This is a genomic window from Streptomyces sp. NPDC090994 (assembly GCF_044768905.1).
Classification (GTDB): domain Bacteria; phylum Actinomycetota; class Actinomycetes; order Streptomycetales; family Streptomycetaceae; genus Streptomyces.
In genome coordinates this window covers 24,073-45,540 of record NZ_JBIVWS010000027.1, presented here as the reverse complement: position 1 = coordinate 45,540, position 21,468 = coordinate 24,073, and the positions used below count along the sequence as shown (strand labels likewise).

29 protein-coding genes are annotated in these 21,468 nt (G+C 71.4%); 3 read left to right on the top strand and 26 right to left on the bottom strand.

The window, feature by feature from the left end; all coding sequences use genetic code 11:
• Positions 1-99 precede the first annotated feature (99 nt).
• From ACIQR3_RS33695 to ACIQR3_RS33665, 7 genes are all read right to left on the bottom strand, one after another.
• On the bottom strand, positions 100-300 hold the full coding sequence (locus tag ACIQR3_RS33695) for a hypothetical protein (RefSeq protein ID WP_403544761.1): 201 nt from the start codon (positions 298-300) through the stop codon (positions 100-102).
• The gene (locus ACIQR3_RS33690; RefSeq protein ID WP_403544759.1) at positions 267-863 is read right to left on the bottom strand and encodes a DUF6919 domain-containing protein; all 597 of its coding nucleotides are present in this window, start codon (positions 861-863) and stop codon (positions 267-269) included. Before ACIQR3_RS33690 ends, ACIQR3_RS33695 begins: the two co-directional genes overlap by 34 nt.
• A gap of 178 nt (positions 864-1,041) precedes the next feature.
• Positions 1,042-1,332 carry a hypothetical protein gene (locus tag ACIQR3_RS33685; protein WP_403544758.1) on the bottom strand — a complete coding sequence of 97 codons (291 nt, stop codon included), beginning with the start codon at positions 1,330-1,332 and terminating at the stop codon, positions 1,042-1,044.
• Positions 1,333-1,490: 158 nt separating this feature from the next.
• Complete coding sequence (locus tag ACIQR3_RS33680; RefSeq protein WP_403544757.1) at positions 1,491-1,685, bottom strand: hypothetical protein; 195 nt, start codon at positions 1,683-1,685, stop codon at positions 1,491-1,493.
• 169 nt (positions 1,686-1,854) lie between these two features.
• Positions 1,855-2,316: a Pycsar system effector family protein gene (locus ACIQR3_RS33675; RefSeq protein ID WP_403544755.1), complete on the bottom strand. Its 462-nt coding sequence runs from the start codon at positions 2,314-2,316 to the stop codon at positions 1,855-1,857.
• A 57-nt stretch (positions 2,317-2,373) separates the two neighbouring features.
• Positions 2,374-2,658: a hypothetical protein gene (locus ACIQR3_RS33670; protein ID WP_403544753.1), complete on the bottom strand. Its 285-nt coding sequence runs from the start codon at positions 2,656-2,658 to the stop codon at positions 2,374-2,376.
• 4 nt (positions 2,659-2,662) lie between these two features.
• A complete protein-coding gene (locus ACIQR3_RS33665; protein ID WP_403544752.1) occupies positions 2,663-3,193 on the bottom strand; it encodes a hypothetical protein in 531 nt (176 codons plus the stop codon).
• A gap of 267 nt (positions 3,194-3,460) precedes the next feature.
• Between ACIQR3_RS33665 and ACIQR3_RS33660 the strand changes: the two genes are divergently transcribed.
• Entirely contained in the window at positions 3,461-4,045 is a 585-nt protein-coding gene (locus ACIQR3_RS33660; RefSeq protein WP_403544750.1) for a YrhB domain-containing protein, read from the top strand.
• A gap of 483 nt (positions 4,046-4,528) precedes the next feature.
• Here the strand turns inward: ACIQR3_RS33660 and ACIQR3_RS33655 are convergent, their stop codons facing one another.
• The 19 genes from ACIQR3_RS33655 to ACIQR3_RS33565 form a co-directional block, all read right to left on the bottom strand.
• The gene (locus tag ACIQR3_RS33655; RefSeq protein ID WP_403544748.1) at positions 4,529-4,774 is read right to left on the bottom strand and encodes a hypothetical protein; all 246 of its coding nucleotides are present in this window, start codon (positions 4,772-4,774) and stop codon (positions 4,529-4,531) included.
• 333 nt (positions 4,775-5,107) lie between these two features.
• Positions 5,108-5,353, bottom strand: coding sequence for a hypothetical protein (locus tag ACIQR3_RS33650; protein ID WP_403544746.1), 246 nt, complete (start codon positions 5,351-5,353; stop codon positions 5,108-5,110).
• 19 nt (positions 5,354-5,372) lie between these two features.
• A complete protein-coding gene (locus ACIQR3_RS33645; protein ID WP_403544744.1) occupies positions 5,373-5,795 on the bottom strand; it encodes an RRQRL motif-containing zinc-binding protein in 423 nt (140 codons plus the stop codon).
• Positions 5,796-6,066: 271 nt separating this feature from the next.
• Entirely contained in the window at positions 6,067-6,816 is a 750-nt protein-coding gene (locus ACIQR3_RS33640) for a hypothetical protein (protein WP_403544742.1), read from the bottom strand.
• Positions 6,817-6,920: 104 nt separating this feature from the next.
• On the bottom strand, positions 6,921-7,556 hold the full coding sequence (locus tag ACIQR3_RS33635) for a hypothetical protein (protein WP_403544740.1): 636 nt from the start codon (positions 7,554-7,556) through the stop codon (positions 6,921-6,923).
• A gap of 119 nt (positions 7,557-7,675) precedes the next feature.
• Positions 7,676-7,978, bottom strand: coding sequence for a hypothetical protein (locus ACIQR3_RS33630; protein WP_111339999.1), 303 nt, complete (start codon positions 7,976-7,978; stop codon positions 7,676-7,678).
• A gap of 2 nt (positions 7,979-7,980) precedes the next feature.
• A complete protein-coding gene (locus tag ACIQR3_RS33625) occupies positions 7,981-10,425 on the bottom strand; it encodes a DNA translocase FtsK (RefSeq protein ID WP_403544738.1) in 2,445 nt (814 codons plus the stop codon).
• Positions 10,426-10,567: 142 nt separating this feature from the next.
• Positions 10,568-12,673, bottom strand: coding sequence for a hypothetical protein (locus tag ACIQR3_RS33620; RefSeq protein ID WP_403544736.1), 2,106 nt, complete (start codon positions 12,671-12,673; stop codon positions 10,568-10,570).
• 362 nt (positions 12,674-13,035) lie between these two features.
• A complete protein-coding gene (locus ACIQR3_RS33615; protein ID WP_403544734.1) occupies positions 13,036-14,799 on the bottom strand; it encodes a DUF2637 domain-containing protein in 1,764 nt (587 codons plus the stop codon).
• Positions 14,796-15,056, bottom strand: a complete 261-nt coding sequence (locus ACIQR3_RS33610) for a hypothetical protein (RefSeq protein WP_403544732.1) — start codon at positions 15,054-15,056, stop codon at positions 14,796-14,798. Before ACIQR3_RS33610 ends, ACIQR3_RS33615 begins: the two co-directional genes overlap by 4 nt.
• Positions 15,057-15,263: 207 nt before the next feature.
• Positions 15,264-15,461 carry a hypothetical protein gene (locus tag ACIQR3_RS33605; protein ID WP_403544730.1) on the bottom strand — a complete coding sequence of 66 codons (198 nt, stop codon included), beginning with the start codon at positions 15,459-15,461 and terminating at the stop codon, positions 15,264-15,266.
• A gap of 333 nt (positions 15,462-15,794) precedes the next feature.
• Positions 15,795-15,998, bottom strand: a complete 204-nt coding sequence (locus ACIQR3_RS33600) for a DUF5999 family protein (protein ID WP_403544819.1) — start codon at positions 15,996-15,998, stop codon at positions 15,795-15,797.
• A 109-nt stretch (positions 15,999-16,107) separates the two neighbouring features.
• Positions 16,108-16,401, bottom strand: coding sequence for a WhiB family transcriptional regulator (locus ACIQR3_RS33595; RefSeq protein WP_403544818.1), 294 nt, complete (start codon positions 16,399-16,401; stop codon positions 16,108-16,110).
• Between the two features lie 113 nt (positions 16,402-16,514).
• Positions 16,515-16,685 (bottom strand): hypothetical protein, encoded by a 171-nt coding sequence (locus ACIQR3_RS33590; RefSeq protein WP_403544729.1) that lies wholly within the window; start codon positions 16,683-16,685, stop codon positions 16,515-16,517.
• A complete protein-coding gene (locus ACIQR3_RS33585; RefSeq protein ID WP_403544727.1) occupies positions 16,678-16,875 on the bottom strand; it encodes a hypothetical protein in 198 nt (65 codons plus the stop codon). The genes ACIQR3_RS33590 and ACIQR3_RS33585 overlap by 8 nt, the downstream gene beginning before the upstream one ends.
• Complete coding sequence (locus tag ACIQR3_RS33580; protein WP_403544726.1) at positions 16,875-17,291, bottom strand: hypothetical protein; 417 nt, start codon at positions 17,289-17,291, stop codon at positions 16,875-16,877. The genes ACIQR3_RS33585 and ACIQR3_RS33580 overlap by 1 nt, the downstream gene beginning before the upstream one ends.
• A 143-nt stretch (positions 17,292-17,434) precedes the next feature.
• Positions 17,435-17,719 carry a hypothetical protein gene (locus tag ACIQR3_RS33575; RefSeq protein WP_403544724.1) on the bottom strand — a complete coding sequence of 95 codons (285 nt, stop codon included), beginning with the start codon at positions 17,717-17,719 and terminating at the stop codon, positions 17,435-17,437.
• Positions 17,720-17,920: 201 nt separating this feature from the next.
• Entirely contained in the window at positions 17,921-18,268 is a 348-nt protein-coding gene (locus ACIQR3_RS33570) for a hypothetical protein (protein WP_403544722.1), read from the bottom strand.
• A gap of 100 nt (positions 18,269-18,368) precedes the next feature.
• Complete coding sequence (locus ACIQR3_RS33565; RefSeq protein ID WP_403544720.1) at positions 18,369-19,076, bottom strand: hypothetical protein; 708 nt, start codon at positions 19,074-19,076, stop codon at positions 18,369-18,371.
• Positions 19,077-19,537: 461 nt separating this feature from the next.
• Between ACIQR3_RS33565 and ACIQR3_RS33560 the strand changes: the two genes are divergently transcribed.
• Positions 19,538-19,876, top strand: a complete 339-nt coding sequence (locus ACIQR3_RS33560; RefSeq protein ID WP_403544718.1) for a GntR family transcriptional regulator — start codon at positions 19,538-19,540, stop codon at positions 19,874-19,876.
• A 123-nt stretch (positions 19,877-19,999) separates the two neighbouring features.
• Positions 20,000-21,457, top strand: a complete 1,458-nt coding sequence (locus tag ACIQR3_RS33555; RefSeq protein ID WP_403544716.1) for a helix-turn-helix domain-containing protein — start codon at positions 20,000-20,002, stop codon at positions 21,455-21,457.
• Positions 21,458-21,468 lie beyond the last annotated feature (11 nt).

Below are 21,468 nucleotides of genomic sequence, written 5' to 3'. Positions count from 1 at the left end.
CTCCGGTCTTCAGCACCCAGAGCTCAGGTGGCATTCGAAGCACCATGATCGTGCCCTGGACGCGAGGCGCGGCGTAAGGTGGGCCGCGCCTCGCGCGTGTCAGGGTTTCCTGATCTGCGGGATTCCGAGATCGGCGATCCGGGCTGTGTTCTGGTTTCGGGCGCGATCCAGGGCGATGAGCTTGTTGCGTGCGGCTTCCAGGCTCACGCGAAGGCCTTCTTCTTCGCCGAGCCAGCCGTTGAGCTTGGCCTTTGCGATGCGCTCGGTCAGGCTGCGGATGATTTCAATAGGACCGGCCACAGGCGGTTGCTGCCCCATTCGGGGTCGACGACGGACACCTGCGCTGCCCCGAGGAGTTCGTCGAGCGCTTCTGAGCCGATGTGACCTTCCCACTGATGGCGCAGGTTCTGCTCGTCGAGGTGCCGGCCGACGGCGGCGCAGGGACGGCCGTCGCGGGTGGACACCGGAACAGCGGTCGCGCCCCGGCCGGTCGGGGCGGTGCGCACGACGATCAGGCCGGCCGCGTCAGCGGCGGCAGTGAGCCGGGCCAGCATCTGGGGGTCGGTGGTGAACCCGGTGGTGAAGGCGCGCTGGGTGTACTGGTGGCCGTCCCGGCCGGGCTGGGGCGGGTGGCCGGGCTGGGACATGTCCGTCACGTATCCGGCCCGGCAGCAGGCGGCGAGCACGCGGTCGAGGCCGGTGGCGACGGTCTCGTCGGCGTCCGGGCCGCAGCCGGTGGTGTAGGCGGGCCGGGAGCCGAGCTCTCCTTCGAGCCAGGCCGCCATCAGCAGGCCGAGGTCGGCGAGCGTGCGGGTGGCGCGCCACCTGCGTCGCTCCGAGCGGTACCTCCAAAGTGCTCGCATCAGGCAGATCTACCTCAATGGGACGGCCGTGGTCTCCCCGTCCTGGACCGGATGGGGCGGCGACGGGGTGTGGTTGCTGCTGGTGCGCGGCGCAGCACCGCGACCGCCCCGGGCCACGAAGGGCGCCCGGGGCGGCACGGAGGAACGCCGCGTTCCTCAGGCGGGGGTCAGCGGGCGGTCAGGTCGTCGGCGATCCGGTCGAAGTCGGCGCGTCCGGGACCTCGCCGGGGCCGGGCCGGCCGAGGTAGGCGATGCGGATCCGGCGCACCAGGTCGTGCGGGTACTCGGCCCACTCCCGCGCGTCGTGGGGGAGTTCACCGGTCTCGCCGAGGCACTCCAGCGCCCAGGCGTCGCCAGCATCGAGGTCGTCGGCGAACGCGCGGAGCCCGGCGGCGACCGCGGTGACATCGGGCGCGGGAGTGGTGGGCTGCGGCTGCGGGCGGCGGGCGAGGAAGGAGGTGATGCGCATGGGTGTGTCCCTTCGGGTGTGTGGTGTGGTGCCGGTTGATGGGAGAGAGGCTGGTTGGTCAGGCTCCGGCGGGCCGCTGTGCCGTCGACGCCTGATGCCTGTGGCGGGAGCCCGCGCCGTACGGCTGGGGGGGGCGAGGGCGCGTGGTCTGTTGGCGGTCAGAAGTCGAGCTGGATCGTGATGGGGCGCCGGAGGTCTCCGGCGCTGGTGTGGACGGTGCGGCGGTGCGCGGCGAGGCCTGCGGTCCCGCCCTGGATGGGCAGCGGGCAGTCCGGGCAGCCATGCCACCAGTCGTCTCCGGTCGGGAGGTCGGCCGGGGTGAGTGGGTGCGGGTGCGGCGGCTGGGTTCTCATTCCGTCTCCCTTGAGCCAGGGACGTAGTCGATGGCCGTGGCGACGTGGTGGATATGCATGAGGCTTCCGGCGTCGTCGATCTGGCCCCGCAGCCTGTCCAGCTGCGCCCATGCCCGCCGGGCTCGGACGCGGTCGATACGCATGCGGAGTGTGGGTTTCTGGGCCGCCGTCACAGCGCGGTGCCGGCGGCGGCCAGGGCGAGCAGGACCAGGGCGGCGAGTGACAGGTCGACCGCACGGCGAAGGCGGAGGAACTTGCGGACCGCGAGGGTGGACAGGACCTGGATGCGGGCAGCGCGGGTGTCTCCCTCCATGCAGTCGCGGATCGAGTCTTCGTCGAGCTGCGCCCAGTACGGGAAGGAGGCGCGGTCAGCGCCGCTGAGGCGGGGACGGACGACCAGGAGCAGCAGCACGGCGGCTGCGCCCAGGGCGAGGACGGCTGCCGCGCCGAACACCTTGGTGGGCAGGGGCAGGTCCTTGTCGGCGACGGACGTGAGGCCCGCGAGGACGGCGCCGTTGAAGGCGAGCAATAACGACGACTTGCCGTCCGTGCGGCTGATCTCGCCTGCGACCGAGGCGCAGGCGGCGTCCAGGTTCTTGTCGATGCCGGGAGAGGGGACCGTGGTGGTCATGGGCGGTGCGTCTCCTTGTCGTGCGCGGGCGGGCCACGCGGTCCGCCCGCGCAGGTGTCAGAACGGTGGTTCGTCCGGCCAGGCCGGGACGGGCAGAAGGCGGATACGCAGCTCGGGCCGGTCCGACCAGCAGCCGCATGCCTCCATCTCCGGGTTCGCGCCGTCGACCCACCAGCCGCCCGCGCCCCGGCAGTCGGGGCAGGAGCGGCGGGGCTGGGGCGTCAGCTCGATGCGGTGCCGGTCGGCGTGCACCTTCCAGTGGCCGGCTTTCAGAGCGGCGGCGGCCGCGGCGACCGTGACCGGCACGGCGGCCGCGGCCAGCACGGCGGTTCGCAGGCGCACGACGTCAGGGCCGGCCGAAGGGCTGGACGGTGAATCGGGTGCCGCCTCCGGAGCTGGCGGGTGCCGCCGCGAGGAAGCTGGGGTCGGCCTTCGCGATGTCGTTCAGCACCGCCTTGATCCAGTCGGTGGAGCGCTGGAGGTCGACGCGGAGGCCGGTGAAGTCGGACAGGCGTAGCTGGTGCGGGGCCGTGACGTAGCGGCGGGCCCACAGCCGGGTGCGGATCATCTTCGCGGCCTCGGTGTCGTCCGGCCGGGCGGGGATGCCGCGCGGCACCGCCCGGCAGACGGCAGCGTGCGCGTTGGCGGCCTGGGCGGCTTCTGCTTCCGTCATCACATTGCCGGAGGCGTTGCGGTCCGTACGGTGGGTGCAGCCCAAGCAGGCAGCGGCGTAGTACGCGGTGCTCCGGTCGGCGTCGGCGGTGTAGACGAGGACGGTCGCGCCTTCCAGCGCCCGGTAGCGCTGGGAGACGAGCGTGCCCTCCGGCGTCCAGCTCTCGGGGACGGCGACGGGCGCGGTACGGGTGAACAGAGCCACGGTGATTCTCCTTCGAGAGGATCGTTGATCAGGCGGCCAGCCGGTGGATGACCGGGGCCGTGGACGGGAAGTAGGTGCCGGGGCTGGGCTCGTAGCCCCTGACGCAGGAGTCGCAGCACCCCTGGGTGCGCAGCCGTACTGGCGCAGAGCACTTGTTCCGTTGCTGTCGTATTCCTGGCCAAGAAGGCCCGTCAGACCCCTCGTACGTGCCCCTGGGTCGTGCGAATTCGCTGGTCGAGAGAGGAGCCAGTGCGGGAAGCTGCAAGCGTGATCGAGCGAGAGGCCGCCGTTCAGGCTGTCGAGGACCAGCTGGAGCGCGACTATCAGCAGTGGCGGGCTTCGGGTGTGGACGCGATGCGGATGGCTGTGATCGACGTCGAGGAGCACGAGCTGGTGTGGATCGTCTACTGGACCTCCGAGGAGTTCGTGCGCACCCGGAACCCGGAGTTCATGCTGGCCGGTAACGGGCCTTACCTGGTCGACCATGTCGACGGTGGACTGCACCGGGTCGGCGTCGTCTCCGCGGTAACCGGGGAGTGGGAGGCCGACTATCGAGCCCGGATACGTCGGCTGCCGGTGCGCACCGCAGTAGACGATCTACACGATGCGCTGTGCGAAGTCGCCGCCGCGCGCGGACGCATGCACGCTGTGCGGACACTGCGCCAGAGCCTGCCGATGTTCTCGCCTGCGGAGGCCATCGAATATGTGAGCGCATTGCTGGACGGTTATGCGCCCGCGCGTCTCGTGGCCGTCGCCACCAAAGAGCTCGTGGAGCCTCTCAACCCGGTACTTGCAGTGGAGACGATTCTGAGCGGGGCGGAGATCCGAGCGGGTCAGAGACCGGAGGGGTGACGGGAAAGCCAGCCAGCGTGCTGATCACGCACCCGGTCCCGTTCCTCGGACGTGGCAAGAAAGACGTCGGCGCCACCGTCGTAGGGGTGGTGGATGCGCTGCATCCGGGTGTCGGTGATGGGTCTGTGACCGGGTCAGCACTTCGAGGCTTGAGGTGAAACCGGCAACGGCGCGTCACTGCGCAGCACCCGTTCACCTCGCGGCGGCGCCCCCTTCCGCAGGCGGGGCATCGCCTGCTCCAGGGACCGGGGAGCCGGACGGGGCACTGGGGGTAGCGGGGGCCGGAGCGCTGCGGGCGGGACCGGCCGATCGGGCGGCGCGGGCGGGGGATGAACACGAGTCGTCAGTGCACAGCGCTGCGCCCGCCGAGTCGTGCTGCTGTCAGCGGGGCGCGGCGGGTGGTGCGTTCGGCCAGGCGGCCTGCCCGAATCTCGCCCGGCCCCGGGGGCCGGGCGGGCAAGGACCAGGCAGGGCGTCAGGTCTTCAGCTAGAGCGAAGCAGTCGGGCGGCCTTGTGCCTCAACTGGTCGAAGAGGGTCGGGTGCGTATGCCGCCAGGCGGTGCGGTCCACGCCGTCCTCCGTGGGGAAACTGCGGGAGGCACCGCAGGTGCACGTCCAGGCGAAGGGCTTGGGGCAACTGTCGTCGCGGGTGACGGTGACGGTGACCGTGCGGCTGTCGTGGCGGCCGTGGTAGGTGCCGACCCAGAACTCGTTCGTCTCCAGCTTCAAGGGATTCCTTCCGTCGGGGGCGCCGCCGCGCTCTAGTCGGTCGCGGCGCTGGCAGGTAAGTGGGGTGGTGCCGTGGTCAGCGCCGGGGCCGGTGGACGTTGTCGTCTTCGTCGTCGAAGTCGTCGCCCGGTGGGGTCGGGGCGGGCAGGGCGGTGTGGAGGTGCAACGTGAGGGCGGCATGAACTGCCGCGGGTGGTTGTGGACGATGGGCCGCAAGGTCAGGCCGTGCAACGCGAAGACGCTGGCCAGTGCCCACATGAGCGCGGCTGCCGTCGCCGCGGCGAGCGGCACGGTGGCGGCGAGCAGCAGGGCGGCCGCGCACGTGGGGGTCGGTCACTTGAGGGGGATGGCGCGGCAGGTGGCGGCGTGGTTGTTGGCGTCCGGCCGGATGCGGAACAGGAAGTCCTCCTCGGGTCGGTCGGAGGAGTCGCCGCAGCCGTGGCAGTCCCAGCGGTTCTTGTCGGAGTGCTTGCCGGGGCCGGTGACGTCCACGTACGAGCCGCCGACCGTGATGAACCTGATCAGCAGGTTCTTGGGGCGGTCCGGCTCGGTGAAGGCGGCGAGGGTGGCGGTGCTCACGGGCTGGTGTCCTCTCGAATCAGGCGGCCAGCAAGTGCTTGGCCGGGGGAGCGAAATAGGAGGTGGGGTCGGCGGGTGTGCCGTCGAAGCACTCCAGACAGGACCCCAAGGTCTTCAAGGGAAGGCAGTGGAAATAGCGCCGGCCACACGGGCCGGGACACGTCTGGCGAGCAGCCATCGCCTTGTCGAGCGCGGCCTCCTTCGCCAGCGTCATCGCGAACTTCGGCTTCGCCAGGTCGATCCGGTACAGCCAGGCCCACCGCTTCCCGCGGCGGCATTCGATCCGTGCGACGGGCTCGTGGCCGCCGGGGCGCAGGCCCATCTCCCGCAGTTGGTGGCGGGTCGCGAGGTTCTCGCGCCCGGCCTGCTTCCACCGGAAGACCGGTAAGGAGCCGTCGCCGGGGTCGTACGGGTCGACGTCGACCAGGTCCTGGTCGGCCATCACCTGCTCCAGGTGCCGGGGAGTCGGCGCTGGGGCCCGGGGTAGCGGGGGCCGGGGATGGTGGGGCGGGGGCGGCCGATCCTGCGGCGGGGCCGGGGGATGAGCACGATGAACCCTCCATGTCGTCGGTGGCGTGGACGTTCAAAGGCCCGCCGCCCCTGGTGGCAGGGCGGCGGGCGCGGGTGGAGCTCAGGCCGGTCGGCCTGTCCGGTCACCGGCAGCCGGCCGCCCGGGTGCGGGCGGCGGCCGGTGTCCAGGCGGAGCGACCGGATCAGCGGCCCAGCTGGCGGACGTTGTCCGGGGCGGGGCCGTCGGGCTGGGCCGGGATGTGGATCTGCGGCTGGACCGTGATCTGCGGGGTGGCGGTGTGTACGGTGGAGAAGACCCGCGGGCGCAGGTTCAGTCCGCGCAGGGCGAAGGCTGAGGCGAACGTCCAGGCGAGGACGGCGATGGCGGTGGCGACGGTGCGCGAGGTGTCCGGGGTCGTCGTCCAGACCATCGCGACGCCCGCGCACCCCCATGCCAGCCACGTCAGCCGGATCCCGTTGCTGCGGGTGATGAACCCGGCGATCAGGGAGAACAGGCCGGTGACCTGCCACAGGGTGTAGACGGTGGAGGCGCTGATCGGCAGGCCGGCGGAGTGGGCGGCGATGTAGGAGCGGATCGGGTTGTCGATCGTGGCCCACACGCCGGTGGAGGTGTTGTCGCCGACCTGGACGTTCGGCACGGCGGTGAGGATGCGGTGCGCGGCGTCCAGCAGGACGTCGACGGCGCCGTTGAAGAGCAGGACGACGAACGAGAACACGGCGATGGCGGCGACGGCCTTGATCCAGTTGGCCATGCCGTGCCATCCGGCGTCGGGTGCGCGCCGGACGTCCTCCCACAGCTCGTGGAGGGTGCCGTCCTCTTCCCATGCCTCGTTCCACCAGGTGCGGGCTTCGGCGAGGCGGGAGTCCTTCTTCGTCGGCGTCGCCTTCGTGCGGTCGTTGTCGGCGGCCGGGGTGGGGTCGTTGGGTGCCAAGGTGATGCTGCTCCTTGTCGAGGCGGTGGTGGTGCGGGCCGGGCGGCCTGTCCCGTCCCCGGCGCCCGGAGCGGGCGGGGCGGGGGCGAGGCAGGCAGCCCGGCTCATCCGTGGAACTTGTTGCGCCGGAAGACCGCCTTGCGGATGTTGACCGTGGTGCCGCCCCCGCCGCTGCCGCGCGAGGCTCCGCGTACGGCGAGCGCGAGGAAGATCAGCACGAACAGGCCGGCCACGCTCATCACGGCCTGGCCGGTCGCGGTGAGGATGGCGGGCAGCTGCGCGAGGGTCGGAGCGGCAGCACCGACACCGACCCCGGCGAGCGCGATGCCGCCGCCGGTCGACAGGGCGATGGCGCTGTACTTCCACACGAACGCGGGCACCGCTCGCTGCGGCGCGGCCGGAGCGGCGGGCGGCAGCAGGTGCGTCGGCGCCGGAGTCATGACCTGCGGGTACGCGGGGACCGGGGCGAGGGCCGCCTGCTGGTACTGCGCGCGGAGGTACTGGAGGGCTTCCTCCCGGCGGACCAGGTCGTAGACACGCGCCATGTACGCCTCGTCGGTGGGGAGTCCGAGGGCGGCGTGGGCGGGCGCGGCCGGAAGGTCGCCGGGCCGGGCCTCGGGGAAGAGGGCCCAGATCTGCTCCAGCCCGTCGACCGGAAGGCCGGCGGTGGGCGGGCCCGGGGTCGGCGTGGTGTGCGGGGTGTGCTGGTAGTCGGTGAGGGTGAGGTCGCGGGGTTCCACGGGGTGCTCCTTGACGGGGGAGAGGGTGGTGGGGAACGCGAAGGACCCGCCCGGCCGGTATGGCTGGGCGGGTCCTGGGTGGCCCGGGTCGGGCCGTGAGGTGGGGCGTGGCGGGAAGGTCAGCCGAGGCTGTAGAAGGCGAGGAACGCCGCGAGGAGGCCGAGGCCGACCTTCACCCACCACGGGCCGAACTCGAAGGCGCCCCAGACTGCGGCGATGGCGGCGGCGCGCAGGCCCCAGCGGGCGAAGAAGCCCAGCGGCTGGTGCTGCTGGAGCTCCTGGATCCGGGCGGTGCGCCGGTCCATCTCCGACTGGAGGTGTGCGCGGGTGACGGTGTCGGCCTCGGATGTGTTCTTGAAGGTCTCGCTGTAGGAGTGCCGTTCGGCCTCCAGGCGCTCGATCTCCTCGTCCGCTGTCTCCATGGTCACTCCTCGGTGTGCGAAGCGGCGGCGGCCGCGAGACCCATCGCGCCCAAGTCGCGCGCGGTGAAGCCGAGTTCGTCGGCCAGCCTCATCTTTACCACCTCCAGGTCGTCAGTCGAGACCCGGATTTCGCGTGCCTTGGAGCCGTCGGAGGGGCCGACGATGTCCAGCTGGTGGAGGTAGTCCATCAGCCTCTCCGCCAGGGCGAAGCCGATGCGCAGCTTGCGCTGGAGCATCGACGTCGACCCGAACTGGGTGGACACGACCAGTTCGACGGCCTCGAGGACCAGGGCGCCGTCCAAGCCCTCGGGCAGTGCCGTCCCGGCCGGTTCGACCGGGACGGTGCTGGGCTGCTGGGCTGCGGCCTCGCGGGCGATGTACCGGGCGTACTGCCCGGATTCGTCCTTGATGGCCCTGCCTTCCTCCGCCCACTTGCTGAGCCAGCCGCCGACCGTGCGCGGCGCCGGGGTGGCGTCGCCCAGGAGCTGCTGGAGCGCCTCGTGCAGGAGCTTGGGTGTGTAGCCGGTTTCGCCGGCGGCGACCAGGAGCTCCCAGCCCTTCTCGCGCGGGTCGACCGGGCGGGTCGGGCGGGGGAGCGGAGCCGCTTCCGGAGCCGCTTCCGGAGCTGCTGCCGGAGCCGGGCCCGCGGGAACCGCAATCGGCCCGGCGGTCGGGTCGAGGCTGCGGCTGACGGCGGCGAACAGCTCCGCCGCGCCGCCGAAGCCCTCGAATCCCTGCGGCACCGAGGCGGCCGGAGCCGCCGGGGTGGTGCCGGCCGATCCGGCCGGGGCCGGGGCCGGGGCGGAGGCGAGCAGGGTGGAGGCGTCGATGATCTCCCCGGCGTTGTCGATCGCGTGCTGCGCGGACTCTGTGAGCTGCTGGCCCTTGTAAAGGTCCGGCAGGGTGCGCGCCCACCGCTGCGGGTAGAACGCGCCGCTCTCCACCGACGCGGAGAGCTGGTCCAGCTTGGGCCGCCGTGCGGCGGTCGCGGCGCAGATCTTGTCGGTGAGCTCGTCGACCAGGCGCCACACCTTCATCGCGGTGGGCTTCTTCGGCCCGAGGCGGGTGTGCATCGTCCACCCGGCGCCCGCGACGGGCGCGTCCTTCGGGTCGATCTTGATGTAGCCGGGGAAGAGGTACGCGAGCTCTTCGGCGTCGGAGACGGTCATGCCGACGCGCCACTTCGCCTGGATCTTCATGGTGGCGGTGACGACGTCCTGCGTGGCGCGCAGGCCGCAGACGAGGTTGCGCACGCGCATCGCGCGACCCTCTTCGGCGACCTTGTCGAGCATCTCCTTGACGTCGAAGGGGAGGGAGGCGGTCTCGTCGGTGATGATGACGATGCCGGGGATCTCGTGGGAGATCGGCAGCTTGTTGTCGGTCTTCTTCTCCCGCATCAGCTGCTGGTATCCGGCCTTGCGGGCGGCGATGATCTCCCCGGCCATCTTGAGCATGAGCCGGGCTTCGTCCTCGGTGTGCGCGATCCAGTCGACGACCGGCGCGGACGCGAGGCCCTCGGTGGCCCACGGGGTGATCCACGGGAGGGCGACGCCACCACCGGTGATGTCGATGGCCCAGATCAGCGCGTCGGGCATCCGGGCGAGCTGGCCGGTGACGACGCGCAGGGTGTTCGTCTTGCCCGCGTCCGTCTCGCCGATGAGGATGCCGCAGTCGTTGCAGAGACTGCCGAGCGCCTCCTGGCCGTTGCGGTGGAGACCGAAGGGGAACCGCTCGGTCAGCGTCAGCTCGGAGAAGTCCTCCGGGTAGGGGATGTCCTCGCTGATGACGTCCTTGAGGGTGACCTCGATCAGGATCGTTCCGCGGTTGGCGCCGGGAAAGATCTCGACGCCGCAGCCGTCGGCGAGGCGCAGGTCGGCGGCGAACTTCGGGCCGTAGCCGTTGAGGTCGTCGACGTTCATGCCGCCGGAGGGCAGGTCGATCTCGATGGTGTAGCCGACCTTCCCGGGCCAGTGCTGCACGTCCTTGCCGACGCAGTTCTCCACCCGGGCGACGCGCTTCATGCGGTCTTCCCAGTCGCGCAGGATGCCGACCGACTCACGGCGCAGCTTGAGCAGGCGCTTGCGCTCGGAGCGGGTGGACTCCGAGCGGGTCGCGGACGCGTTCGCGGCGATGCCGACGGCGGCCAGGCCCAGGCCGGTCGCCCAGCCGGTGGAGGTCAGGGGCGCGGTCGCCAGCGCCCAGGACGCCCACCCGGCCGCGGTGACCCAGGACAGGGCGCGGGTGGTGAGGGTGCCGGCCGTGGTGCCCTCGCGCAGGTCGTGGACCGCGCCGGCGGCGGCCGCGCCGGTGAGGGTGACGGCGGCGGCCTGCCAGGGCAGTCCGGTGATCGGGGCGAGCATCACCATCGAGGCGGCGGTCTCGCTGGCGTATCCGAGGAAGGTGGTGTGGCCGCTGGGCAGCGACCAGTCCCAGTGACGCATCGACATGGGGAGGTTCTCCGTCCTGGTCAGGAAGGCGGGGCGGGGGCAGCAACAAGGTGGATAGGCAGCAAGGGAGCCGGTGGCCGGCCCCGGGTTCGGGGGCGGCCACCGGCTCCTGGTGGTGCGGGTCGTGCTGGGGATCGAAGGGTCAGCGGGGGGTGTTCCACATGGACTCGGCGGCCGGGCCCTTGCGGGGGTTGGTGTTGTGGCTGATCTCCAGGCGGTGGTCCTCGAGGAACAGCTTCGCGGCCATGTCGGCGTCGTCGGCCGCCGCCCGGATCATCTGGACCAGGGTGCCGAGCTCGTCGGTGACGCGGTCGTCGACCGGGTACAGGTCGCGGGTGCGCTGGTGCAGGGCCTCGATCGCGTCGGCCAGGGCGTTGAGCCCGTAGCCGATGCCCTGGTACTCGGAGCCGACCTGGAGCATGTGGACCGGGTCGAAGGTCCGGTAGAGCACGGCCATCAGGACGCACCCGGACTCGATCCGGCCGGGCTGGAACATCGCGGCCTCGGACGCGGACGACCCGTTCGGGGTGACGTTCCACATCCACTCGTTCCTCCTCGGAGCGACGATCCGCTCGATGTCGAAGGCGTGGGCGAAGCGGAACAGGGCGACCATGTTCTCCGCGCGGGAGGCGGCGTTGACCATCCGCTGGTACGCCTCGGTCAGCTTGGCGATGGCCCGCTTGCTGCACGGGTACTTCTGGTCGGAGTTGACGGCCATCTGCTGCACGGCCATCGCCGCGGCCCGGATGCCGTTGGGCAGGCCCGCGTACTCGGCAGCGACCTCCATCATGCTGGTCGGGCTGTAGCCGGTGTACGCGGAGTGCGTCGCCCGCATGGCGAGGGCGAACTTGGAGTTGTTGCCGTCCAGCACGGTGGTGCCTGCGGCGAGCGAGGGTCCGGTCATGGGGTCGGTGTCCTTCCGGGGGTCGTTGACGGTGAGGTTGAGCTGGTCCGCCTTGGCTTCCTTGTCGTGGCGGGCCTTGGAGCGGCGGAAGAAGAACCGCCAGATCCGTCCGGCGGTCCGGACGGGGAAGGCGAACCCGGCGAGCGGGTCGCGGTGCTTGGTGAGCAGGCGCCAGGTGCCCCACAGGATTCCGAGGGGCAGCGTGAGGAGCCCTCCGAGTCCAGCGAGGAATCCGGCTCCGGCGCAGCGGGCCCAGTGCCCGAGCTTGCGGGCGGCGGTGCGGCGCATCCGGTACAGGCGGCCCGATGCCGAACCGGTCTTCTTGCCGGAGCCGCTGGAGCCGCCGGACGTGCCGCCCTTGCCCTTCTTGGAGCGGCGCAGCTTGCCCGCCCAGCCGCGCATCTTCTGCATCGCACGCCCGAGGCGGGACTTCGCCGGGGTGCTGCCCTTGCCGCTGGAGCCGGTGCCCGAGCCGGAGCCGCTGGAGCCGCCGGAGGAACCGGCGCTCCCGGAGCCGCCGGTGCCCGAGCCGCCGCCGTTCTTGCGGCGCATCTTGTTGCCCCAGCCCTTGAGGGTCTGCCACGCCTTGCCGGTGCGGGACTGCTGACCGGCGCCGGCCTTCCCGCCGCCGCTGCTCCCGCCGGGGCCGTTCTTGCCGCCGGTGCCCTTGGGGGTGTTGGCGCCGGGGCTGGTGGCTCCGCCGCCCAGGCCGCCCTTGCCGCGGCCGCCGCCCTTGCCGAGCAGACCGCCCAGGCCGCGCCCGTTCTTCCCGGACCCGGACCCGCCGGTGCCGCCGCCGGCGGCGTGACGGCCGCTGCCGGAACGCTGTCCAGCGCCGCTCCCGGCGCTGTTCATCTTGCCGCCGGTGCCGTTCAACCGGCCGCCGCGACTGTTCATCCGGCCGCCGCCGGCCCCGCCGCCGCCCGACCGGCCGCGACCACCGCCGCGTCCGAGCAGACCGCCCTTGCCCGCACCCCCACCGGCCCGGCCGGAGCCGCCTCCGGAGCGGTTCGCGGCGGCGGCCTTGCGGGCGGCGGAGGCCTTCGAGCGCTTCTTGCGACCGGCCAGCGCGGCAGCGGCGACAGCCACCCCGGCCGCGCCCGCGGCGACGAGTCCGGGCACTCCGGCGAGGCCGTAGGCGATGCCCGTGGCGATTCCGGTTGCGTTCGTGCCGTGGACGATGAGCGGCAGCGCCTGGGGGCGTCCGCGGCTGGTCTTCTTCTGCTCCGGAGCCGGGTCCGTGGTCTCCGAAGGCTCGGTGACGACGGTGTATTCGGCGGTGTCGGTGTCCTCGGTGGTGCCGCCGGCGGTGGTGTCCGGGGGCGCGGTCGCGGTGTCTGCCACAACGAATCTCCTCACGATGTGTAGCGGAGAGGCGAGGCGAGGCGACGCGAGGCGAGGGCAGAGACCCCCCGTCACCCCCGGTTAGAGGGCTCAGCAGGGGGCTGGGAAGGGGTTTCCCCCTCGCCTCGCCTCGCTTCGCCTCGCCTCGCCTCGCCACTACTTTCCGTAAACGGCGGGGTCGGGGGTGCAAAAGGTGCTTTCCGGGCCGCTGGTCGGGCCGGATCGTGCTGGGTGGAGCGGGTGAAGCGGTCGGCCTGGCGGCCGCGGCCGACCCCCGCAGCCACCCCGTCCGGCGGTGTGCCGGAGGGGCGCTGCGAGGGGCGACCGTGTGGGCCAGGAGGACCCTCATATCAGGTTCCGTTTCAGGCTGCGGCCTGCTCCGGAGCCTCGTTGCCGCCACCGTTGAGGAGGTCGACGGCGCGGGTCTTGCGGTCCTGCGCAGAGCCGGTGGAGATGCCCAGTTCGTCGGCGATGACGCGGACGGTGACCGCGCTCTCGCCCCGGGCCTCGATCATCGCGACGACCCTCTGCACGTCCCAGTCGACCTGGTTCATGCGGGCCAGGGCAGCGGCTTCGACCGCGCGGGCCTCGTGTTCAGCAGCGCGCGCCCGACGCTCTGCGGCCTCTTCGACCGCAGCCTCCTCGCGGGCCTTCGAGAGGGCGATTTCCTCGTTGGCGCGCTGCTCCTCCTTGGCCGCGTTCACCGTCGCGGCGCGGTGTTCAGCCTCCTTCCGCTCGTGTTCAGCGGCCTCTTCGAGGGCCTTCTTGGCCGCGGCTTCGGCCTCCGCCCGGCGCCGCTCCTGCCCCGCGATGCCGGCCTTGCGGGCGGCCTCGTCGCGCTGGGCGCGGGCGGCGGCATCCGCCTGGATCCGGCGCTCTGCCTCGGTGGCCTCCGTGGCCATCTGCTGCTTCTCCAGACCCCAACTGGCCTGCACCTTCTCCCGCTCGATCTGGGCGAGGGTGCGGCGCTTCTCGGTCTCGTCGGCGAGCGCCTGCGCCTCGGCCGCTGCCTGGTCCTCAGCGAGCTTGAGCGCGTGCTGACGCTTGGCCTCACGGAGTTGAGCATCGGCTTCGGCGCGCTGAATCTCCGCCTGAGCCTCCCGTTCCGCTTCGGCCTTGGCGATCTTCAGCTGACCCTCGGCGCGGATCTTGTCGACCTCCGCCTGAATGCGAGCGGCTCCGAGTTGAACATCGGTCTTCACTCGCTGAATCTCGGCCTCGGCACGCTGAACGGCGGCCTGCGCCTCCCTCTCGATCCGTTTGGTCTCCTCCTCCAGCGGCACCGCGAGGGCACGCTCCACGCTGAACCCGAAGGGCGCCAGCTTGAACGGCAGCATCTCGTTCGCCGTCGCCGCCTTCCGCCAGCCCTTCTCGTTGCCGTCGTACTTCTGGCGCAGGCCCTCGCGGTAGATCCGCAGCTGCTGGTGCTGAGCGGCGACCTCCTTGTAGGGGAGGTTGTAGAGCCGCATCCGGCGGGCCAGGCGGGGCGTGGTCAGCGGGGAGAGGATCCACCGGGTCAGCGGGACCGACCCGAGCGGGGCTTCGCCGGCCAGCAGGTCGGCCATCCGGCCGATGTAGTGGCGGGCGGCCTCCACCGCGATGATGAACAGCACCGGGATGACGCCGTGCATGGAGGCCGCGAGCGGGTCGGCCGTCCACGGCCCCTTGGGGGCGGCGGCGTTGAAGGCCACCGTGGCGGCGGTCAGCCCGTGGGCGGCCCAGCGCAGGATCGGCAGCGGCATCCGCTTGCGCATCATGTAGAGGTCGAGCGCCAGGAGCACGAGGATGCCCGCGTCGATCCCGATGGGGAACGCGTAGGAGAAGAGGCCGAAGCCCTTGTCCTCCGCGAGGTTGCGCAGGGTGTCGTAGGAGCCGGTGAAGCCGATCCCGGCAAGCACCAGGCCGCCGACTCCGGCGATGACGGCGAGCAGCCGCATGGCGCGCGGGTCGCCGTCGTCCAGCTCGGTGCCGGCCTCCGGGGCGTCGTCCTGCTCCAGCTGCTCCTGGTCGTCGTTATGGTCGGGGTAGTCGGTGTGGTCGGCCGGGGCGGGGACGTCCCAGGAGTGCGGGTCGTCGTCGCCGTCCGGGCGGATCACGTCGGGCTTGCGGAAGTCGACGGCGGTCATGTGGTGCTCTCCGGGTCGTCGGTCGGGATGAACGGTTCCAGGGCCATGCCCACGCACAGCCGGACCGCGCCGAAGACGGCGAGGCCGACGGCCAGGTGCAGGCAGGTGGGCCACAGGCCGTTCGCGAACAGGTCGAACAGGGCCAGGACGGCAGCGACCACAGCGATGACCGTGGCCAGCAGCGCCGCGAGCGGGCTGTGTGCCACGTACGTGTCGTCCGTCGCCTTGTCGGGGGCCGAGGCCGCGGTTGTACTCACCGGGCACCCCCGCTGGTAGCGTTGGCCATGCGAATCGCTCCTTGTCAGCGGATCGCGAGAACAAAGGAGAGGCCCCCTCGCACGGGGCCTCTTTGCTTTGCCGAGCCGTTCCGGCTCTCCGACTCCGCCACGGCCTGGTCGGTCGTGGCGGAGCGGGAGAACCGCCGGCCCCGGCACGGAGGTCGACTCCGGCCGGGGCCGCGGCGGTCAGTCGCGGTGCTCCTTGAGGTACTGGGCGAGCTGGATCTTCACGCTCGCCATGCCGGTGTAGGCATTCATCGCCGCCCACACGCCGTGGTTCTTCTCGGCTTCCTTGAGCAGCCAGTACGCCTCGCTGACCAGTTCGTCGGGGTCGGCATCGACGCGGCGCAGCGGGCTGGTCATGCGGGCGAAGATCCCGGCCATGAAGGACTCCTTCGAAGTCTGGCTCCTGGACAGTCACCAGGAGCGACAGGCGGATCAATGGGGCGGCCCGGGGTGTGGGCAGCCGATGTGCGGCGGTGCTGCGGGACGGGCGGCGAGTTGGCCGGCGCTCCCGCCGGACGGGCCGGTCCACACCGGCAGGTAGGAGTGGGCCGTGATCCCCTGCGCCTTGCGCAACGTGGCGTCGGTGAACACGGCAGCGGGGGTTGCCGTCTTGGCTACGTGAACTCCGCTCAGAGGCGTTGAGTCCGGACTGGCCGGCTCCCCGTCACCGCCCAACCCGGCCACCAGGAGTTGGTGGTCGGTACGGGCGGATCAGGCAGCCGGCAGGCCAGGGCCGCGACGGTGACGGTGTGGGGCGACGGCCCGGCCGTCGGGGAGAAGCTCGCCGGTGTCCTCGAAGAGGAGGAGGCCGTTGCACAGCAGGCTCCAGCCCTGCTCCGGGTGCTCAGCCACGGTGCGCGCGGCCTCCCGGTCGGAGCTATCGGCGGTCGGGCACGTGGGGGTGTGCGTGCACAGCGACTCCGGCAGCCGCCGGGAACCGGCGCCGGTCGGGGTGGTGCAGTCCATGATGTCTCCCGAGGAAGCGTTGGGAAGGCCCGAGGCTCCGGGCCGGGGCGGTGGGCACTCAGGCGGCGCTGGCCCGGGCGCGGGCGGTGCGGCGCTTGAGGGAGCGTCGTTCCTGCTCGGACATGCCGCCCCACACACCGGCCTCGTTCCTCTCCAGCGCGCCCTGCAGGCAGCGCTCGATCAGCAGGCAGCGACGGCAGACAGCCTTGGCCTGCTGCTCCTGCAGGAGGGCCGGTCCACTGTCGCCGACCGGGAAGAAGAGGTCGGGGTCCTCGTCGCGGCAGGCCGGGCGGGGCCGGTCGGGGGCAGCGGTGGACGTGGCACCGTAGCTGTAGCGGGCGGTGCGTACGATGGTGTGCACAAGGGCCTCCCAGAAGGTCCGGTAGTAGGAAGCAGCCCCGGGGACGCACCCCCGGGGCTGTTCTGTGTGCCGACGCCCGGCGAGGCGCCGGGGGAACAACTCGGTCAGCCGCGGTGACGCTTGAGGTAGGTGTCCTGCGCCCGCTGGAACGCGGCCCAGATCTCCTGGCCCTCGGGGCAGCGGGACTCGTCGGTGCAGGTGGGACAGGCCGCGCGGTGGTCCTGGTGAGCGCGGTACGCCGTCATGTAGCGCTGGTAGAGCGGGGATTCAAGCACTGGGCTGTCTTTCGTGCCGGCGGGCCGGGTGAAGGTCGACGACGCGGTGTCCCGCCTCCCACGCGGCGGCCGCGGCCATGGCGGCGGCCACGAGGAGCAGGCGGGTCAGGGGATGAGCGGCGCCGATGGTGGCGGCGGCCCGGGCGGCGCGGTGCTGCGCCGCCCGGGCCGCCTGTATGAGGTGCGGCATCAGCTGCCGAGGTGCTGGCAGGCGCTGCACACCCAGGCCGTGCCCGTACCGGCCGGCGCCGGGGCGGCACCGAAGCGGCCACCGCACACCTCGCACTGCAACGTGGTCCCCGCCGTCGCGGGCGCCGGCGCCGCAGACGCGGGCGGGCAGTTAGCCGGGTCGCAGTCCCACCGGCCGCACAGCGGGCAGGAATCGTCCGCCATCACCGGCCGGTGCAGCACCAGGACGGGCTGCCGCTCGTAGCCCGGCACCATCTCCTGGAGCGTGCGGCGGATCCGGCGCTCCGCGGGGATGCGGGCGTCGGCCTCGCCGACGAGGCGAGCCAGAAGGTCACCGAGCCGACGCTCGGCGGGGGTTCGGTCGGTCGCGGCCTCTGTCGCCGGGGCCGCAGGGCGTGCCATGATCGCGGTGGTCAAGAGGATCTCCTCTTCAGGTCCATTGACCGGACAGCCCCGGAGCTCTCACCTCCCGGGGCTGTCGCCGTGACCGGCCGGTCGGCCGGCCACGGCCCGCCTCCACCCCCGTGACGCCGTGGGGTGGAGACGGACCGTGGCCGCCGTCAGGCAGCAGGGGCGTACGGGGGCCGCCCGGGCCGGAGCAGGTAGTCCTCGGTCGTCCAGACCGAGCCGACCGGGAATGGCTGGCCGTCCGCGCGGAGGGTGTCGCGGACGATTACCGCCCACCGGGCACTGTCCCGGCGCAGCAGCCGGGCGGCCTCCGCCGGGTCCGTGATGAGCGCCAGAACCTCGAAGCGGCCGTCGACGTTCTGGTAGATCGCGCCGGGATAGCGGGGGCCGATCTCGTCGGCGACGGTCGGCACAGAAACGATGGTGGGCAGCATCATGAGTGGGTCGTCCTCTCAGAAAGGGTGACCTGCAAAGAACCCCCAGGGCGGCATCCCTAGGGAGTTCGTGCCACCGGCCCCGCGTACGCGAGCGAGGATCCGGAGGAGTGCGCCCTGCGCACTCCCAGGTGGCCGCCACCGACGCACGGCGGCCACCCGAGGCAGCGCAGGCTGCAAGGAGCAAGGGCGGCTGGCGCCCGGTCAGTCGGCGAAGCAGGAGAAGTCGAACGTGACATCGCGGCCGGCCTCGTCTCGGACCGTGATGTCCCAGACCTCTCCCCGGTCGGCGCCGCGCGCGGCGAGCACGCCGAGGCGGTGCACCCGGTCCGCGCTCAGCCGCCCCTTGGTGACCAGGCCGGCGGGCACGGTGTACGAGAGCGTGAATCGGGCGGTGAGACGGCGGACCTCCTGCTCCAGGCCGTGGATCCGCTCGGCCAGCGCTGCCCGCTCCGGGCGGGACAGGCTCGGGCCAGCCAACGCCCTGTGAGCAGCGGCCAGCTGGTCCCTGATCTGCTGCAGCGGCGTCCGCGGGTCGGTGGGGATGGGCATGGCATCCTCCTCGATGCTGGTTTCGTCGTACGAGCAGCCGCGGCCCCGGCCGCCCCCTGTAGTAGGGGGCGGCCGGGGCCGTGGTCGATCGTCGCGGTGGTCAGGCGTTGACGCGGAGCGGCTCGGTCGGAACCTGGGGGCCGCGGAATTCGGAGACAGCGCCGTCCAGGCGGGGACGGCACTGGTTGTTCGCCGTCTCCACCGACTCACCGCCGCGCTCACTCCACTGCGCCCTGCGAGCGGCTGGCGCCGACTGCTTGCGGGCCTCACGGCGGGCAGGCTCCTCATTGCGCACGAGGACGTAGCGGTGGGCGAGGACGCCTCCCTGCGTGCAGTACTGACCGGTGCCGCATCGCACGCAGTTCTCGATGTGAGCGAGGTACGCCCGCCGGGCCGTCTCCAGCCTGACCCCCGTGTGGATACGGGTGATCGGGGCGGCCGGGGCCGGGAGCGGCTTGTAGAACTGCTGGGCGGCGCGCCGGTTCTCCTGCGGCATCGCGTCGCGCAGCAATCGGTTCTGCCGGGCCTGCCAGCGCTGGACGTCGATGTCGATGACCACGAGCTGGTTGCTGCCCGGGCAAGTGACGTGTTTCTCGCCGTCCGCGACCTTGTCGGAGATGCAGTGCTCGCGGATCTTGAGGACCTTGTCGCCCATGATGCGGCGCCAGGTGCGGCAGTCGGGGCAGGCGATCGACTTCACTTCGCCGGGCCGGACGTTGTAGTCCTCCGGAGCCATGGTGCTGAGCAGCAGTGGCGCACGACGGTTCGTGTTCTTGGTCCGGACGCGGCCGGGACGCTTGCGGGGCATCGAATCCTCCTGACGTGGATCGGGTGCGGGTGCTGCCTTCTCTGCCGCGCCAGGCCAGCCTTTCGGCAGGTTGGTCCTGGCGAACAGACAGCGCAGCAGCGCTGTTCGAGATGAATCAGGTGGAGCTATTCGGCACAGGCGCCTCGGCCGGGAGAGCTCGGCTCACCCCACTGCCCCGCCCCGAAGGACGGTGACCCCTGCTGTTTTGCGGTGCTGCTCAGGTAGGAAGCGACGTTCCGGCTCCCTCATCCGGCGCCGCCCTCAGGCGGTTCCGGGTGGGGGAGCCGGGTCCGAAGCCCCGGTGGGCGGTACGGGGGCAGGCCGCGCAGGTGGTGCTTTGCCGACCGACCACACCATCGATATACATAACTTAGCTGATACAGTTCGGAGCGTGTCAAGTAGTTCATTGAGGAAGCTATGGAAGCTAGCTATGTCGAGGGGGCCGACCTACGATGACGCTCATGAGCAACGAGGCCGTGCATGTGCAGCCGTATCAGCGCATCGTTCAGGACGTGCGGGACAAGATCCGCTTGGGACGGCTGACCGCCGGGGCCAAACTGCCCAGCACGCGGGAACTGGCCGGCGAATACGAGGTGGCTCCGGGCACCGTCCAGCGAGCGCTGGCCGAGCTGCGCACCGCTGGCCTCATCTACTCGCACCAGGGCCGCGGATCGTTCGTCACCGAGACCGCCAGCGAGAGCGCCCAAGACGCAACTGCCCGCGCTCTGGCGGATCTTCAGGAGCAGGTCCAAAACCTTGCGGCCCGCCTCGACAGGATTGAGCAGGAGCGCGGTGACTGACGTCCTTCCCTGTGTCTCGTTGCACACGGTCCCTCCTCGGGGTCAACTTCGTTAGCAAAGTTGTAGGCCCGACCCGGGAGCGAGTTCTAGATCGGACGTGTATCCAGCCGCTGGATACACCAAGTGGAGACATGGAGGGATCACCAAGTGGGGCAGCAGCCGAACGTGCTGACGCCAGAGCAGTCACCTCTGCACCGCTTCGGATACACGCTTCGAGAGCTCCGTAGGGCCTGCGGAATGTCCCTTCGGGAGCTGGCCGCGAAGTCCTTCATGTCGCACTCCAAGCTGCAGAAATGGGAGAACGCCACCCGCCCGCCGAAGGACCGGGCCGAAGTCGAACTGATCGACTCCCTGCTTCAGGCCGGCGGTGTGCTGGTCGACCTCTGGGAGCGGATCAACCCTGGTGTATCCGGACGGGCGCCTGTATCCGTTTCCGGCCCCCATGTATCCGAAGCGTCGATTGGGCTGGCCACGGCTGGCATCCAGCGGGCAACGTCTGATCATGAGGGGATCTTTGTCCCCGCTCGTCTACGGGATGGATCGGTGGTATTCGTGGCACTCGATCGACGCGACCTGCTGCGTGGTGGGGTGGGCCTCGGTGCTGCGGCTGCATTCGGCATGGGCACGCCGGCGGCCGCGGGCTCGGATGTTGTGCAAAGCCTGAAGCAGCCTGCACGGGTGGCATCCGCGTACAGTGGCACTCCCATCGAGCACTTCAAGCAAGCCCGCCGCCTGCTGATCGACAACGACAACCTGCTGGGTCCGAGGCACGCCATCGCGGCCGTGCGCGAGCACATCGAGCAGATCAAAACCCTGCGCCGCGACACCAAGGGCGCCGACCGCCACGACCTGATGGAACTTCAGACGCAGTACGCGGAGTTCGCCTCCTGGCTCTACCAGGACTTGGGCGACTTCGACAGCGCGGAGTTCTGGCTCGACAGGGCATTCCAGTGGAGCCACACCGTCGGTGACGGTGACCTGACCTCCTACGTCATGGCGCGCAAGGCACAGCTCGCCGGAGAGAAGCGAGACCTGGTCGACGTTGTCGACCTGGCTGAGGCAGCGCAGCGCATGGCGCGGCCTCGGAGCCGCCTCGCGGCGGTCGCCCGGACGTACGAGTCGTACGGCCACGCGCTCCGGGGCGAGCCCACCGACAGCGAGCGCGCGATCGACGACGTCCGCAACGCCCTCGACCGCGTCTCTAGCGACACGACCCCCTGGGGCGTGTGGCTGAACGAGCAGTACGTTGACGTTCACCGCGCGCAGGGCCTGGAGGTGCTGGGGAAGCACGCCGAAGCCGCAGAGGTCTTCACCAACGCCATCAAGGCTCTACCCGAGGGCTACCACCGGGACCGGGGCGTGTACCTGGCCCGTGCCGCGGTCGCCCATGCTGGCGCCGGGGCACCGGAAGAAGCCGCCGCCGTCGGCTTCCAGGCCCTGACCGTCGCTAAGGACACCGGCTCCGGGCGGATCATGCGTGAACTCACCCGCCTCGACAGGTCGCTGATTCCGTGGCAGCGCCAGCCGGAGGTGTCCGCCTTCCGTGAGAACTTCGACGCTGTCCTCGCCCACGAAGCCTGAAAGAAACGGAT

Coding starts and splice junctions, on each gene's coding strand:
- ACIQR3_RS33690 (WP_403544759.1), bottom strand. CDS start 863: ATGCGAGCACTTTGGAGGTACCGCTCGGAGCGACGCAGGTGGCGCGCC.
- ACIQR3_RS33685 (WP_403544758.1), bottom strand. CDS start 1,332: ATGCGCATCACCTCCTTCCTCGCCCGCCGCCCGCAGCCGCAGCCCACC.
- ACIQR3_RS33680 (WP_403544757.1), bottom strand. CDS start 1,685: ATGAGAACCCAGCCGCCGCACCCGCACCCACTCACCCCGGCCGACCTC.
- ACIQR3_RS33675 (WP_403544755.1), bottom strand. CDS start 2,316: ATGACCACCACGGTCCCCTCTCCCGGCATCGACAAGAACCTGGACGCC.
- ACIQR3_RS33645 (WP_403544744.1), bottom strand. CDS start 5,795: ATGGCCGACCAGGACCTGGTCGACGTCGACCCGTACGACCCCGGCGAC.
- ACIQR3_RS33630 (WP_111339999.1), bottom strand. CDS start 7,978: ATGGAGACAGCGGACGAGGAGATCGAGCGCCTGGAGGCCGAACGGCAC.
- ACIQR3_RS33625 (WP_403544738.1), bottom strand. CDS start 10,425: ATGTCGATGCGTCACTGGGACTGGTCGCTGCCCAGCGGCCACACCACC.
- ACIQR3_RS33615 (WP_403544734.1), bottom strand. CDS start 14,799: ATGACCGCCGTCGACTTCCGCAAGCCCGACGTGATCCGCCCGGACGGC.
- ACIQR3_RS33605 (WP_403544730.1), bottom strand. CDS start 15,461: ATGGCCGGGATCTTCGCCCGCATGACCAGCCCGCTGCGCCGCGTCGAT.
- ACIQR3_RS33585 (WP_403544727.1), bottom strand. CDS start 16,875: ATGCCGCACCTCATACAGGCGGCCCGGGCGGCGCAGCACCGCGCCGCC.
- ACIQR3_RS33575 (WP_403544724.1), bottom strand. CDS start 17,719: ATGATGCTGCCCACCATCGTTTCTGTGCCGACCGTCGCCGACGAGATC.
- ACIQR3_RS33570 (WP_403544722.1), bottom strand. CDS start 18,268: ATGCCCATCCCCACCGACCCGCGGACGCCGCTGCAGCAGATCAGGGAC.
- ACIQR3_RS33565 (WP_403544720.1), bottom strand. CDS start 19,076: ATGCCCCGCAAGCGTCCCGGCCGCGTCCGGACCAAGAACACGAACCGT.
- ACIQR3_RS33560 (WP_403544718.1), top strand. CDS start 19,538: ATGAGCAACGAGGCCGTGCATGTGCAGCCGTATCAGCGCATCGTTCAG.